General features: G+C 62.1%; 13 protein-coding genes. 5 read left to right on the top strand and 8 right to left on the bottom strand.

The annotated features are described in order from the left end of the window. The first annotated feature begins 116 nt into the window (after nt 1-116). Nucleotides 117-3,593 (top strand): hybrid sensor histidine kinase/response regulator, encoded by a 3,477-nt coding sequence (locus BUQ73_RS04850; protein WP_079226898.1) that lies wholly within the window; start codon nt 117-119, stop codon nt 3,591-3,593. Here the strand turns inward: BUQ73_RS04850 and rmuC are convergent. Both rmuC and BUQ73_RS04840 read right to left on the bottom strand, forming a co-directional pair. Then, nucleotides 3,565-4,938 carry a DNA recombination protein RmuC gene (gene rmuC, locus BUQ73_RS04845; RefSeq protein ID WP_192858714.1) on the bottom strand — a complete coding sequence of 458 codons (1,374 nt, stop codon included), beginning with the start codon at nt 4,936-4,938 and terminating at the stop codon, nt 3,565-3,567. The genes BUQ73_RS04850 and rmuC overlap by 29 nt on opposite strands. A 154-nt stretch (nt 4,939-5,092) precedes the next feature. After that, entirely contained in the window at nt 5,093-5,452 is a 360-nt protein-coding gene (locus tag BUQ73_RS04840) for a sel1 repeat family protein (RefSeq protein WP_079226896.1), read from the bottom strand. A 953-nt stretch (nt 5,453-6,405) separates the two neighbouring features. Between BUQ73_RS04840 and BUQ73_RS04835 the strand changes: the two genes are divergently transcribed. From BUQ73_RS04835 to BUQ73_RS04825, 3 genes are all read left to right on the top strand, one after another. Next, entirely contained in the window at nt 6,406-6,630 is a 225-nt protein-coding gene (locus tag BUQ73_RS04835; protein ID WP_027918112.1) for a hypothetical protein, read from the top strand. A gap of 248 nt (nt 6,631-6,878) precedes the next feature. After that, nucleotides 6,879-7,361 carry a hypothetical protein gene (locus BUQ73_RS04830; RefSeq protein WP_027918111.1) on the top strand — a complete coding sequence of 161 codons (483 nt, stop codon included), beginning with the start codon at nt 6,879-6,881 and terminating at the stop codon, nt 7,359-7,361. A gap of 146 nt (nt 7,362-7,507) precedes the next feature. Further along, nucleotides 7,508-8,794: an OmpP1/FadL family transporter gene (locus tag BUQ73_RS04825; protein WP_079226895.1), complete on the top strand. Its 1,287-nt coding sequence runs from the start codon at nt 7,508-7,510 to the stop codon at nt 8,792-8,794. 42 nt (nt 8,795-8,836) lie between these two features. Here the strand turns inward: BUQ73_RS04825 and BUQ73_RS04820 are convergent, their stop codons facing one another. After that, nucleotides 8,837-9,766 carry a LysR family transcriptional regulator gene (locus BUQ73_RS04820; protein ID WP_079226894.1) on the bottom strand — a complete coding sequence of 310 codons (930 nt, stop codon included), beginning with the start codon at nt 9,764-9,766 and terminating at the stop codon, nt 8,837-8,839. Between the two features lie 114 nt (nt 9,767-9,880). On the opposite strand from BUQ73_RS04820, the gene BUQ73_RS04815 reads away from it, so the two are divergent. Then, nucleotides 9,881-10,141, top strand: a complete 261-nt coding sequence (locus BUQ73_RS04815) for a DUF2798 domain-containing protein (protein WP_079226893.1) — start codon at nt 9,881-9,883, stop codon at nt 10,139-10,141. 332 nt (nt 10,142-10,473) lie between these two features. Here BUQ73_RS04815 and BUQ73_RS04810 read toward each other — a convergent pair whose 3' ends face one another. The 5 genes from BUQ73_RS04810 to BUQ73_RS04795 all read right to left on the bottom strand — a co-directional run bounded on the left by BUQ73_RS04810 (nt 10,474) and on the right by BUQ73_RS04795 (nt 13,657). Then, nucleotides 10,474-11,025, bottom strand: coding sequence for a glutathione peroxidase (locus BUQ73_RS04810; RefSeq protein ID WP_079226892.1), 552 nt, complete (start codon nt 11,023-11,025; stop codon nt 10,474-10,476). A 46-nt stretch (nt 11,026-11,071) separates the two neighbouring features. Beyond that, the gene (locus tag BUQ73_RS28825; protein ID WP_265349610.1) at nt 11,072-11,194 is read right to left on the bottom strand and encodes a hypothetical protein; all 123 of its coding nucleotides are present in this window, start codon (nt 11,192-11,194) and stop codon (nt 11,072-11,074) included. Then, on the bottom strand, nt 11,191-12,393 hold the full coding sequence (locus BUQ73_RS04805) for an MFS transporter (protein ID WP_079226891.1): 1,203 nt from the start codon (nt 12,391-12,393) through the stop codon (nt 11,191-11,193). Before BUQ73_RS04805 ends, BUQ73_RS28825 begins: the two co-directional genes overlap by 4 nt. Before the next feature lie 63 nt (nt 12,394-12,456). Then, complete coding sequence (locus BUQ73_RS04800; RefSeq protein WP_079226890.1) at nt 12,457-12,861, bottom strand: MarR family winged helix-turn-helix transcriptional regulator; 405 nt, start codon at nt 12,859-12,861, stop codon at nt 12,457-12,459. Nucleotides 12,862-12,922: 61 nt separating this feature from the next. Continuing rightward, nucleotides 12,923-13,657, bottom strand: a complete 735-nt coding sequence (locus tag BUQ73_RS04795; RefSeq protein WP_079226889.1) for an adenosylcobinamide-GDP ribazoletransferase — start codon at nt 13,655-13,657, stop codon at nt 12,923-12,925. Nucleotide 13,658 lies beyond the last annotated feature (1 nt).

Below are 13,658 nucleotides of genomic sequence, written 5' to 3'. Positions count from 1 at the left end.
ACCGGCCAATCGCGGCTAAAGCCGCTCCTACAACCATCGTCGGCGCTGACGAACCGCCGCCTGCGTGCCAGACTGATTGATCGGGACCGCGTTATCTTTTTTGCTCCGGAGTTTTCATGTCGTTGTCCAGCGGGCTGATCGCCGTGGTCGCCCTGGCCTATATGGCCATCATGTTCGCCATCGCCTTCTACGGCGACCGCCGCAGCACGCCGTTGCCGCCGCGTCTGCGTGCGTGGGTGTACAGCCTGTCGCTGGCGGTGTACTGCACCAGCTGGACGTTCTTCGGCGCGGTCGGCCAGGCTGCCGAACAGCTCTGGGCGTTCCTGCCGATCTACCTCGGGCCGATCCTGTTGCTGATCTTCGCGCCCTGGGTACTGCAGAAGATGGTGCTGATCAGCAAGCAGCAGAACATCACCTCGATCGCCGACTTCATCGCCGCCCGCTACGGCAAGTCACAGTCCCTGGCGGTGGTGGTGGCGCTGATCTGCCTGGTTGGCGTGCTGCCTTACATTGCCCTGCAGCTCAAGGGCATCGTGCTCGGCGTCAACCTGCTGATCGGCGCCAACGCCGACGCCACCGGCACCCGCGTGCAGGACACTGCGCTGGTGGTATCGCTGGTGCTGGCGCTGTTCGCCATCGTCTTCGGCACACGCAGTCTGGACGTCACCGAGCACCACCGCGGCATGGTCCTGGCCATCGCCTTCGAGTCGATGATCAAGCTGCTGGCGTTCCTCGCCGTGGGTGTGTTCGTGGTGTTCAACCTGTACGACGGCTTCGACGACCTGTTTACCCAGGCACGCCAGTCGGTGCAGCTGGACAGCTATTGGCAGGAAACCATCAACTGGCCGTCGATGGTGGTGCAGACCGCGGTGGCGATGATGGCGATCATCTGCCTGCCGCGGCAGTTCCACGTCACCGTGGTGGAGAACATCGAACCCCAGGACATGCGCCTGGCGCGCTGGGTGTTCCCGCTGTACCTGGCCCTGGCTGCGCTGTTCGTGGTGCCAATCGCCCTGGCCGGGCAGATGCTGCTGCCGGGTACGGTGATATCCGACTCCTTCGTCATCAGCCTGCCGCTGGCCGAAGCGCACCCGAGCCTGGCCCTGCTCGCCTTCATCGGCGGCGCTTCGGCCGCCACTGGCATGGTCATCGTCGAGGCCGTGGCGCTGTCGACCATGGTCTCCAACGACATGCTGCTGCCCTGGCTGCTGCGCCGCAACAACGCCGAAAGACCGTTCGAGGCATTCCGCCACTGGATGCTATCGGTGCGCCGGGTGACCATCGTGGTGATCCTGCTGCTGGCCTACGTCAGCTACCGCCTGCTCGGTTCCACCGCGAGCCTGGCGACCATCGGCCAGATCGCCTTCGCCGCCGTCACCCAGCTGACCCCGGCCATGCTCGGTGCACTGTACTGGAAGCAGGCCAACCGACGTGGCGTGTTCGCCGGCCTGGCGGCGGGCATCTTCCTGTGGTTCTACACCTTGGTGCTGCCGATCATCGCCCATAGCCTGGGCCTGTCGCTCGGGCTGTTCCCGGGCCTGGCCTGGCTGCATGGCAACCCGCTCGACCTGCCGATCAGCCCCTTGACCCAGGGCGTGGTGCTGTCGCTGGCAGGCAACTTCACCCTGTTCGTGTGGGTGTCGATGCTGTCGCGCACCCGCGTGTCGGAGCACTGGCAGGCGGGCCGTTTCATCGGCCAGCAGACCAGCGCCCGCCCCAGCAGCAAACCGCTGCTGGCGGTACAGATCGATGACCTGCTCAACCTGGCCTCGCGCTTCGTCGGCGAGGAACGCGCGCGGCAGAGTTTCATCCGCTTCGCCTACCGCCAGGGCAAGGGTTTCAACCCCAACCAGAATGCCGACGGTGACTGGATCGAGCACACCGAACGCCTGCTTGCCGGTGTACTCGGCAGTTCCTCGACCCGCGCCGTGGTCAAGGCCGCCATCGAAGGCCGCGACATGCAGCTCGAAGACGTGGTGCGCATCGCCGACGAAGCCAGCGAGGTGCTGCAGTTCAACCGCGCCCTGCTGCAGGGCGCCATCGAGAACATCAACCAGGGCATCAGCGTGGTCGACCAGAACCTGCACCTGGTGGCCTGGAACCGCCGTTACCTGGAGCTGTTCAACTACCCCGACGGGCTGATCAGCGTCGGCCGGCCGATCGCCGACATCATCCGCTACAACGCTGAGCGCGGGCTGTGTGGCCCAGGCGAGGCGCAAGTGCATGTGGCGCGGCGCCTGCACTGGATGCGCCAGGGTCGTGCCCACTCTTCCGAACGGTTGTTCCCCAACGGCCGGGTGATCGAGCTGATTGGCAACCCGATGCCCGGTGGCGGCTTCGTGATGAGTTTCACCGACATCACCCCTTTCCGCGAGGCCGAGCAGGCGCTGCGCGATTCCAACGAAGGGCTGGAGCAGCGTGTGGCAGAGCGCACCCATGAGTTGTCGCAGCTGAACCAGGCACTGTCGGAAGCCAAGAGCCAGGCCGAAGCGGTAAGCAAGTCCAAGACTCGCTTCCTCGCTGCCGTCAGCCATGACCTGATGCAGCCGCTGAACGCTGCCCGGCTGTTCTCCGCCGCCCTGTCGCAGCAGGCCGAAGGCATGAACGAAGAGGCCCAGCAACTGGTGCAGCATATGGACAGCTCGCTGCGTTCGGCCGAGGAACTGATCAGCGACCTGCTGGACATCTCACGCCTGGAGAACGGCAAGATCACTCCCGACGCCAAACCTTTCGCCCTCAACGAACTGTTCGACACCCTTGGTGCCGAGTTCAAGGTACTGGCGGCCGAAAAGGGCCTGGAGTTCCGCTTGCGCGGCAGCCGCCTGCGGGTCGACAGCGACATGAAGCTGCTGCGCCGGGTGCTGCAAAACTTCCTCACCAATGCCCTGCGCTATGGCAAGAGCCCGATCCTGCTGGGGGTGCGCCGCCAGGGTGAGCACCTGTGGCTGGAAGTCTGGGACCGTGGGCCGGGCATTGCCGACGACAAGCTGCAGGTGATTTTCCAGGAGTTCAAGCGCCTGGACAGCCACCAGACCCGCGCTGAAAAAGGCCTGGGCCTGGGCCTGGCGATCGCCGATGGCTTGTGCCGGGTGCTCGGCCACAAGCTGGAAGTGCGCTCCTGGCCCGGCAAGGGCACGGTATTCCGCGTCAATGTGCCTATTGCCCTGCAGGCTGTGGCGGCACCAAGCGCCCCGGTGGAAACGGCGAGCCAGCCGCTGGCCGGTTTGCAGGTGCTGTGCGTGGACAACGAAGACAGCATCCTGATCGGCATGAACAGCCTGCTCAGCCGCTGGGGCTGCCAGGTCTGGACCGCACGCAACCGCGCCGAATGCGAGGCACTGCTGGCCAAGGGCATGCGCCCGCACCTGGCGCTGGTGGACTTCCACCTGGATGACGGCGAAACCGGTACCGAGCTGATGGGCTGGTTACGGGCGCGCCTGGGCGAGCCGGTGCCCGGTGTGGTGATCAGCGCCGACGGCAGCAAGGAAACCTTGGCTACCGTGCATGCCGCTGGCCTGGATTACCTGGCCAAACCGGTGAAGCCGGCGGCCTTGCGCGCCCTGCTCAATCGCCATCTGAGCCTGGTTCAATAACCACCTCGTCGGCCAGTGCTTCATCCGCGAGTGCCCGCTCCAGCAGCTCGGCCGGCAGGCTTTTGCTGGCACGGGCCCCGAGCAGCTTGAGCTGCTCGCTGCGGCTGACCAGGTTGCCGCGCCCTTCGCACAGTTTGTTGCGTGCTGCGGCGTAGGCCTTGTCGACTTGCTGCAGGCGGTTGCCCAGTTCGTCCAGGTCCTGGATGAACAGCACGAACTTGTCGTACAGCCAACCGGCGCGCTCGGCGATTTCTCGGGCGTTCTGGCCCTGGCGTTCCTGCTTCCACAAGCTGTCGATGACCCGCAGGGTGGCGAGCAAGGTGGTGGGGCTGACGATCACGATCTGCCGGTCGAAGGCCTCCTGGAACAGATTCGGCTCAGCTTGCAGGGCCGCCGAAAACGCCGCTTCGATGGGCACGAACAGCAGCACGAAGTCCAGGCTGTGCAGGCCTTCGAGGCGGTTGTAGTCTTTGCTCGACAAGCCTTTGACGTGGCTGCGCAGCGACTGCACGTGCTGCTTCAGGGCGTTTTCGTCGTTGTTGCTGACGAACTGCTGGTAGGCGGTGAGGCTGACCTTGGCATCGACCACTACCTGTTTGTCGCCGGGCAACATGATCAGCACATCGGGCTGGAAGCGCTCGCCGTCGGCGCTCTTGAGGCTGACCTGGGTCTGGTATTCGCGGCCCTTTTCCAGGCCCGCATGCTCCAGCACCCGCTCAAGGATCAGCTCACCCCAGTTGCCCTGGGTCTTCTGGCCCTTGAGTGCCTGGGTGAGGTTGGTGGCTTCGTCAGACAGACGCAGGTTGAGCTGTTGCAGGCGCTCCAGCTCCTTGCCCAGCGAGAAGCGTTCGCGGGCTTCCTGCTGGTAGCTTTCCTCGACGCGCTTTTCGAACGCCTGGATGCGCTCCTTGAGCGGGTCGAGCAGTTGCCCTAGATGCTGCTGGCTGGTCTGGGCGAAGCGTTGTTCGCGCTCGTCGAAAATTTTCGTGGCCAGGTCGGCGAACTGGGCACGCAGGGTGTCACGGGCCTCCTGAAGGTCTTCCAGGCGCTGCTGGTGGCTGTCCTGCTGTTCGCGCAGCTCGGCTTCCAGGCGAGCGGCCTGGGCTTCCAGGCGACGCAGTTCAGCTTCACGAGTGGCACGTTCCAGGTGCCAGGCGTGGGCAGCATCACGGGCGTTATCCCGATCGATCTGCAGCAGCTCCAGTTCACGGCCCTGGGCGGCCAGTTGAGTCTGCTTGACGGTGTTGGCTTCGCTGAGGTCGCTGACCTCGTCGCGGCTGGCGTCCAGTTGCGCCTGCAGGCCGGCCTGGGCCAGTTGCGCACTGCCCAGACGCTCCTCGAGCAGGGCCTGCTCGCCCTGACGCGCACCCTGACGGCGCTGCACCTGCATGACCCAAGCCAGGCAAGGCAAGGCCCCTGCCACCAAGCCCAGCAGAATGCTGGTCAGATCCACTGCCATGCTTACCCCGACCACACTATTGCGAGTTGCGTGCAGCTTATCAGTCTGACTGATCGGGCGCCTGCTCCGGCGCATCACCCTGGAACAGCCGCGCATACTCCAGCTGCGCGTGCCGATCTCCGGCCCGCGCCGCCTGGCGCAGTAATTCATGACCAATGCGGCGGTCCCGGGCGTTGCCGCAATCGCGGCAGAGCATCTGCCCCAACCGGCTCTGCGCTACCACCACACCTTCGCGCGCGGGCTGCTTGAGCAGGCGCCCGGCGATGTGCTTGACCTGATGCTTGTCACCCAGGCGCGGGTTGTCGAGCAGCCAGAGGGCCACTTTCAGGGAAAAGCGCTTGGGCGAAGGGGCTGACGAGGCAACAGCGGGGCTGGCGAGGGGTTTACCGCGAAACTTCATGACTGTGGCAGGGTGGCAACTCGAAAGGCGCGCCACTCTACTCCTTTTTTTCGTGCATGACCTGTCGATTTCCGGAGGATTGAAATTTTTTTTCAATGATCTTTTCTTGACGTTGCCGGGTGGATGACCGGCTGGTCGGCTGATGCCTGTCGATTGTCGGACAGTTCTCTAATTTGCTGGCACGCCCGTCCTAGAGCAAGCGCTCGGGACAATCCACAGTTCCTGTGGATAACTCGGTGGACAACCCCTTCAATGAGCCCGCAAACCCCCGTGAAATGGGGCCTACAGTCAAACTGACGATTTTTTCACCAGCAAAAATTAGTGTTTTTTTTCATTGACTTAAGGTGCCAGTCAAGTCATTGGCGAGCCTGGACGGGGCTGTTGCCGGGCTGTTACAAGTCACGCCTCGAATGTGAACAAGTGCACCGAAAGCCTGCGTTTGGATGCACGAAATTGGCACATCGGCCCGGTTGGAGGCCAGTTGCCCCCTCTTCCCATCAGGCGAAAGACGCGCCATACTGCGCGGCTCGCCTGACGAAACGTGCAAAGCTTGCAAAGGCTGCACCTTTCCGGTAAGGTGCGCCTCGTTAGTACCCAAGCTGAAAGTCAATTGGCCATAAGCGTCCTTGCAGCCCATCGCTCTCCCGAACGACCGCTGCTGAAACCAGGACCGGCCCACTCGATGATTCCCTCGCCAGCCCAGCGCTGTTCAAGCACGAATCAACCGGAAGATTGATCAGGATTCCACCCGACGGCCTAGAACCTTGGCCCCGGTGTGCTGCCTGCCTTCTGAAGTACCTACCAGTCAGCCCAAGCGCCCACACTTTGATTGCGCTCTCTCTGGCTGCCCTGTTCCAGTCAGGTTCGTTCGTCCCTTAATAAAGGCGTCACTGGAACGTTTCTATCATGCACGGATCATATCCCCCGTGTTTAAAGCAGGAACCTCCAACAACATGCAAACTCATCATCAAATTCAGGCTGCCATTGGCACCCTTTCCCAGGCCTTCTCGCCGTTGAAGTGCCTGATCACTGCCCCACGCAAGGGCAACTTCAGCTTCACTCTGGTGGACGAGCACGGCATCGCCTGCCACACCGAACGCCTGTACCCAGAACAGTACAGCCGCTCGGAACCGCTGCAGGCCGTAATCGCCCGCACACGTCAATCGCTTACCGCGTGAGCGGCGAATATCGGGGCATTCAGGGCCTGAATAGCATCTGCCGACTACTGCCTGATCGTTCTTGGCCTAATTGCCGTAGGGCATATAGCACTAGGAAGCAGGCAGCAATCGATTTAAAAACAGCCCTTTACACCACGATTATCACACTACACTTCAACTCGAGCGGTCCTTTCCGCTTCCGGCGGGCCTGACAAATTACCAGCTGCCAAGCTCCAGCGCCCGTCGGTCCCTTACTGCTCGAGGGCATCATGGGTATCGCGGCGAATGAATTGTGTCAGTATGTGATCCGACCAACCCTGGTCTATCTGAATCGTCATTGCGCCAGCGCCGAGGCTCTCCTGCTCGGTATCGCGGCCAGCCAGTCGGCACTCGGTTCAGCCTTGCACGACCGCCGAGGCCATGGCCTCTACCGCATAGGCGAAAGCCGTCACCAGGCCGTCTGGGACGACTTTCTTGCCCGTGATCCAGAGCTGGCCAGCCTGGTACGTGGCCTGGCCAGCCAGCACGCCTTCCTTGGCGGGCCCCACCTGGAGCTCACGGTAAACCTGCGTTACTCCACCGCCATCGCCTGGATGCTCATCGAAGAGCAGTCCACGCTGCTGCCTGCAGCCGATGACCTGCTCGGCCTGGCGCGTATCTGGCGGCAGATTTTCCACCCTCAAGGTCGCCTGCGCGACTTCACTCAGGCCTGGCAATTGTGCATTGCTCAGAAATTGCCACAGGCATCTTAAGAAGCGTCCTACACCACTATCGGAAAAAAGGGAATTTTGGTCGGATTGTCCTACAAAAGCGCTCTATCTCCTGTGATTCAGGCTATAGCGCGGCGCGTGATTTGTTGGTAGCTTTTCGCCCCGGAGATCACAAGGAGTTTCTAATAATGAAAAAAGCAATGCTCAAAACCTCCCTCGGCGTAGCCGTTGCTCTGGCATCCAGCCAATTGTTCGCTTCGGGCTTCGCCCTCAATGAACAAAGTATCAGCGGCATGGGTACCGGTTTTGCTGGTCGTTCTTCATCTGCCGACGATGCCAGCACCGTGTATGGCAACCCTGCCGGCATGTCGCGCCTCAAGCGCGAACAAGTCACCGTGGGTGGCGCAGCTGTCATCGCCAAAACTGACATTTCGGGACCCGGTAGCAGCTTCGGGGGGGAAACCGACGGCGATATGGTTCCGACTGTCGGCGTACCGATGGGCTATTACGTCAAACCGATCGATGACCACTGGAGCGTAGGTTTCGGTGTGTACGTACCATTCGGCCTTGTCACCGACTACGGCAACGGTGATGCGGCACGCTACTGGGGCAAGAAGAGCAAGGTCGAGGTCATCACCTTCCAGCCTACCGTCAGCTATGCCTTCAACGACAAGGTGTCGATCGGCTTTGGCCCAACCATCAACCATATCAAGGGTGAACTGGGCTCGAACCTGAGCAGCCGTGCCCTTCCTGCCTTCCTGGGCGGTGGTCCCGATGGCGAAGTGAAGATCAAGGGCGACGATACCGCTGTCGGTTACAACATCGGCGTCCTCGTGCAAGCGACAGATCGCACCCGAGTGGGCCTGACCTATCACTCGATGGTCGACTACAAACTCGAAGGTGATACCCGTGTTTCCTATCCAGTTCCGCGGCTCGGCCTGAGCGGTAAGTTTGACGCCACTCTGAAAATCAAGACGCCAGAGTCGGTGGACTTCTCGATCACTCATGAACTGGATGACAACTGGACGTTGTATGCCGGTAGCACCTGGACCCGCTGGAGCCGCCTGGAAAACATCACCGTCAAGAACGATGCACCAGCAGGGTATGCGTTGGAGACCATCACCGAAGAGCAGAACTGGCATGACACTTGGGCACATGCCATTGGCGCTTCCTACAAGGTGAACAAGGAGTGGACCCTGCGTGCAGGCTTCTCCGTCGACCAGTCGCCGACCAACAACCACGACCGCTCGCCACGCATCCCTACCGGCGATCGCAAGGCGGTCAGTTTCGGTGCCGGTTGGAGCCCGAACGACGACATGACCATCGATGTCGCCTACTCCTATCTGTGGGAGGAAGACACCAAGGTCAACAACCAGCCAAGCTCCGCTAACGAAGCCCTGCTCAAAGGCAGCTACCAGGCCAAGTACGAGAACAGCGCTCACGGTATCGGTGCTTCCCTCACCTACCGTTTCTGATTCGTACCTGCTCCACAAGAAACCGCCCTCGTGGCGGTTTTTTCATGCCTGGACCTGCCAGCTGTCGCCCAGCGCGTCGCGCAGGAAGCCCATGAAGGCGCGAACCTTTGGCGTCAGGGCAAAGCGATCAGCCACGCACAGATAGATGTCCATCGGCTCGGTCTGGGCATATGCCTGGCCGCTGTCGCTGTATTCGAACAACGGCACCAACGCCCCCGAGGCCAGATGCGGCCTGACGATGAACTCGGCCAAACGGGTGATGCCGCCATTGTTGAGGGCCATCTGGGTCAGGGCATCGATATCGTCACTGATCAATACGCGGCCAAATTCCGCCTCGAAGCGCATGCCGTCACGCACGAAGCCCCAACGCAGGAAACGGCCATCCACCGGATAACGGAATACCAGGCAGCAGTGATCACGCAACGTCTCGGGGGTGGTCGGCAACCCTGCGCTGGCGAGGTAACCCGGTGACGCGCAGCAGATGAACGGGATCCGAGCAATATGCCGCGCCAGCAACTGGTCGTCCAGTTGCGGGGTGATGCGCAGGCTGACGTCCACGTCTTCGCGGGTGTGATTGACCTTGCGATCAGTCGTTACCAACTCTATCGAAAGCAATGGATAGCGGGCGCTGAACGCCGGGATCAACGGTGCCAGGACGTGACGACCGAATGCCGAGGTCGAGGCGATACACAACCGACCCTGCGGCTCGCTATCGGGGGTGGTGACTGCTTGTTCGGCAAGAGCCAGGTCGCGCTCGATGTGCCTGACCCGCTCGTAGTACTGGCTTCCGGCAGGTGTCAGCGCCATGCTGCGCGTGGTACGGCTGAGCAGGCGCACCTGCAAGTGCCCTTCCAGGCGCGCCAGGTTCTGGCTGACCGCTGCCGGGCTGAGGCCAAGGTTGCGGGCGCCGGCGGCGATACTGCCGGCTTCGACCACCTTGATGAAACTGCGGATGGCGTTGAGCAGATCCATGGCAAGTTCTTTGATTCGTAAGAATCTCTTTATAAAGAACTCAATCGAGCTGGTCTACAACCGCTGCCGGAGGCATTGCTAACCTGCGCCCTCAGCCAACATTCAGGAGCTCACATGAGCAATCTTTCCAACACGCGCAGCCGGCGCAAACTACGCCCAAGCGCTACGCCGTATGTGTTCGCGTTCTATATGTCATCGATCATGGCGCTGCTGATGTGCTTCGTGATCACAGCCGCAAATGCCGGAGTGAACCCGGAGTATCTGGGCAATGTGCTGAAGGCTTACCAGCTTGCGATGCCAGTGGCGTTCGTGTGCGTACTGATGGTGAGGCCGGTGGTGCTAAAGCTGGTGGCTATCACGGTGCATACGCACTGAGGTTGCGTGGGGGCGGCAAGTGCCAGCCTTGAGTATTTCAGCGCCGTTGAGATCGAGCGCCGCCCGCGCGGCGCATCGCGGATAAATCCACTCCTACATTTGTTTCGGGCCAATTACTCCTGCGAGGTTACCGCTGTCCGCCTTGGTGCATGACGCGAGACGGATGGGGCTGCATCAATGCCCGCAGAGATGCATCACCATACCAACAAGGCGGTCCCTGTTGGCTTAACAGGAGTGACTGGCCCGAAACAGATGTAGGAGCGGATTTATCCGCGATGCGCCGCGCGGGCGGCGCTCGATCTCACAAGCGCTGAAGCACTCAAGACAGGCACTCACGGATGCGACGCTATCGCCTTCTCGATCACGGCCCTGAACGCTGGATCGTCAGGCTTGGTCAGGCTCGAGAAGTTACCAATCACCTTGCCCTTGCGATCCACCACATACTTGTAGAAGTTCCACTTTGGCGCGCTGCTCTGGTGCGCCAACTCGGCAAACAGCGGTATCGCATCCTTGCCGCGCACCGCCTGGGTCTTGGTCATGGTGAAGGTCACACCGTAGTTGGCGTAGCAGACCTTGGCAGTCTTCTCGCTGTCGGCGTCTTCCTGCTTGAAGTCGTTGGACGGCACACCGAGCATTTCCAGGCCCTGCTCGTGGTATTCCTTGTAGGTCGCCTCCAGCCCCTCGAACTGCGGCGCGAAACCGCAATAGCTGGCCGTGTTGACCACCACCAGCGGCTTGCCGGCGAAGCGCTGACACAGGTCGACCTGCTCCTTGCCTCGCAACTCAGGCAAGCTGCCCTGCAACAGCGCCGGACAATCAGCGGCCCAGCTGGAGCTTGCGGCCAGCAGAGCGAGCAACGGCATCGTCAACCAATGAGCACGCATCGTTCGTTTCTCCTGCAAGATAATCCTTGAACTTGCAGGGTAGCGCTTAACAAACGCTCATGCCCAGCTGCATCAACGCCAACCCGCCTCGCTGCCAGCCCCACCACACCAGCGCCAGCAGCAACGCCAAGGTCGCAAGCAGCAGCCCACGGGCCAGGTAGCGGTTCATGCCGCTTGCGCCTGCAAACGGGCGACCGGGCGTTCACGTACCGGCCAGTTGAGCGCAGCAGCCAGCAAGCTGAGCAGAATCGAAATCTGCCAGACCAGGTCATAGTTGCCGGTATGGTCGTACACCACTCCCCCCAACCAGCCACCAAGGAATGCGCCAAGCTGGTGGAACAGGAAGACGATGCCACCGAGCATCGACAGGTTGCGCACGCCAAATACCGTGGCAACCGTGCCGTTGGTCAAAGGCACGGTCGAAAGCCACAACAGGCCCATGGCAATGCCGAACAAGTAGGCACTGACCTGCGTTACCGGCGCCCACAGGAACAGCGCGATCACCACCGCACGCAGCAGGTACAGCGCGGTCAGCAAGCGGGGCTTGGACATGCGCCCACCCAGCCAGCCTGCGGTATAGGTACCGACGATGTTGAACAACCCTACCAGCGCCAGCACCGTGGTGCCGGTAGTCGCTGGCAGATGCTGGTCGACCAGGTAAGCAGGCAGATGCACGCCAATGAAGACCACCTGGAAGCCACAAACAAAGAAACCCAGGGCCAGCAACCAGAAGCCGGAGTGCGAGCACGCCTCGCGCAGGGCCTGGCCCAACGTCTGCTCCGCACCATGACTGGGCAGCGGCCGGTCACGCAGCAGGCCGACAAAGGGCACGATCAGTGCCACCAGCAAGCCAAGCACCAACAGTGCCGACGACCAGCCCAGCCATTCGATCAGGCCGAGGGTTCCGGGGAGCATGGCGAACTGGCCGAAGGAGCCGGCAGCGCTGGCGATACCCATGGCCATGCTGCGCTTTTCCGCCGGGACCGCGCGGCCGACCACACCGAGGATGACCGAGAATGAAGTGCCAGAAAGACCGATACCAATCAACAGGCCGGCGCTGAGCGACAGCGACCAGGCCGAATCGGCGGTACTCATCAGCAGCAGGCCAGCGGCATAGAGTATGCCGCCGATAATCACCACCCGCGCCGCGCCAAGGCGGTCGGCCAACGCACCGGCAAACGGCTGCGCCAGCCCCCAGATAAGGTTTTGCAGGGCGATGGCAAAGGCGAACACTTCACGGCCCCAGCCAAAATCAGCGCTCATCGGCGCCAGGAACAGGCCAAAACCGTGACGCACACCCAGCGACAGCGCCAGGATCAACGCCGCCCCCGCAAGTACCCACCCGCTGGTTCGCCACACCGAAGTCATTGTCGTTATCTCCAGCACATCACAAGGTTGTACGGGTATATACCCGCTTCTAGTGGTAATGATTCAGGCTAGCCGCTCCAGCAAACGCACCAACTCGTCACGCTGCCCTTCGCCCAACTGCTCGACCAGCGACAACTGCGCCTGCTCCCAGGCTGGGTGAGCCGCCTGCAAGCGCGCCTCGCCCGCCCCGGTCAGCAACACCATGCGGTTGCGCTGGTCATCGCCGTCGGCCAGGGCTACCAGCCCTTCTGCTTCCAGCACGCGCAGGTTACGGCCCAGCGTACTGCGCTCCAGGCCCATGGCATCGGCCAATGTAGTGATACTGGGGCGATCGAGCCGTTGCAGGTGGCGCAACAGGGAAAACTGGGCGACATTGATGCCGAAGCCGGCAAGGGCCTCGTCGTAGTGCCGGCTCACCCCTCGGGCGGCGCGACGCAGATGGGTGCAGATGCATTCACTGGTCAACATGGATACGTGTATATACCCGTGTCAGAGTTGTTGCAACAAGTTTCAATGTGCACGCTCAAGCTCACATGCTCAACGCCAGCCCCAACACCACCGTCAGCTCCAACAATTCCAGCACCGCCCCCGCGGTGTCCCCAGTGGTGCCGCCCAACCGCCGGCACATCAACCGCCGCAGCCAGCAGAACACTGCAAGCGAGGCCAAGACCGACCATAGCGCCAGCCACCCTCCCATCAACAGGCACAGCGACACACTGCCCATCAACACCCAACCCGCCGCGCGACGCGGCAAGTGCTCAGCCAGCGCCTGCCCCAAACCGCCCTTGCGTACATAGGGCGTAACCAGAAACAAGCCAAGCATCGCCACCCGCCCCACCACCGGCGCCAGCATCAGCAAGGCACCTGCGCCCCGCTCCACCAGCACCCACAGGGCACAGAACTTCAGCAGCAACACCAGCACCAGAGTGACCACGGCAATCGGCCCGCTGCGCGGATCCTTCATGATCTGCAGCGTGCGCTCGCGGTCACCGAAGCCGCCCAGCCAGGCATCGGCACTGTCGGCCAGGCCATCCAGATGCAGCGCACCACTGAGCAGCACCCACAGTGCCAGCAGCATGGCCGCGTGCAACGGCGCCGCGACGCCCTGCATCAGGTAGCTGGCCAGCCACAGCAACAGGCCGAAAAGCGCCCCCACCAGCGGATAGCAAAGCAGCGAACGCCCCATCTCACGGGGCTCTGGCATCCCCGGCAAACGCACCGGCAAGCTGCTGAGAAACTGTAAGGCGATCCAGAACGGCAGCATG

This window comes from Pseudomonas putida, from assembly GCF_002025705.1.
Taxonomy (GTDB): domain Bacteria; phylum Pseudomonadota; class Gammaproteobacteria; order Pseudomonadales; family Pseudomonadaceae; genus Aquipseudomonas; species Aquipseudomonas putida_J.
This window is presented reverse-complemented; position numbering and strand designations above follow the sequence as displayed.

Coding starts and splice junctions, on each gene's coding strand:
- BUQ73_RS04850 (WP_079226898.1), top strand. CDS start 117: ATGTCGTTGTCCAGCGGGCTGATCGCCGTGGTCGCCCTGGCCTATATG.
- BUQ73_RS04840 (WP_079226896.1), bottom strand. CDS start 5,452: ATGAAGTTTCGCGGTAAACCCCTCGCCAGCCCCGCTGTTGCCTCGTCA.
- BUQ73_RS04835 (WP_027918112.1), top strand. CDS start 6,406: ATGCAAACTCATCATCAAATTCAGGCTGCCATTGGCACCCTTTCCCAG.
- BUQ73_RS04830 (WP_027918111.1), top strand. CDS start 6,879: ATGGGTATCGCGGCGAATGAATTGTGTCAGTATGTGATCCGACCAACC.
- BUQ73_RS04825 (WP_079226895.1), top strand. CDS start 7,508: ATGAAAAAAGCAATGCTCAAAACCTCCCTCGGCGTAGCCGTTGCTCTG.
- BUQ73_RS04820 (WP_079226894.1), bottom strand. CDS start 9,766: ATGGATCTGCTCAACGCCATCCGCAGTTTCATCAAGGTGGTCGAAGCC.
- BUQ73_RS04815 (WP_079226893.1), top strand. CDS start 9,881: ATGAGCAATCTTTCCAACACGCGCAGCCGGCGCAAACTACGCCCAAGC.
- BUQ73_RS04810 (WP_079226892.1), bottom strand. CDS start 11,025: ATGCGTGCTCATTGGTTGACGATGCCGTTGCTCGCTCTGCTGGCCGCA.
- BUQ73_RS28825 (WP_265349610.1), bottom strand. CDS start 11,194: ATGAACCGCTACCTGGCCCGTGGGCTGCTGCTTGCGACCTTGGCGTTG.
- BUQ73_RS04805 (WP_079226891.1), bottom strand. CDS start 12,393: ATGACTTCGGTGTGGCGAACCAGCGGGTGGGTACTTGCGGGGGCGGCG.
- BUQ73_RS04800 (WP_079226890.1), bottom strand. CDS start 12,861: ATGTTGACCAGTGAATGCATCTGCACCCATCTGCGTCGCGCCGCCCGA.
- BUQ73_RS04795 (WP_079226889.1), bottom strand. CDS start 13,657: ATGCTGCCGTTCTGGATCGCCTTACAGTTTCTCAGCAGCTTGCCGGTG.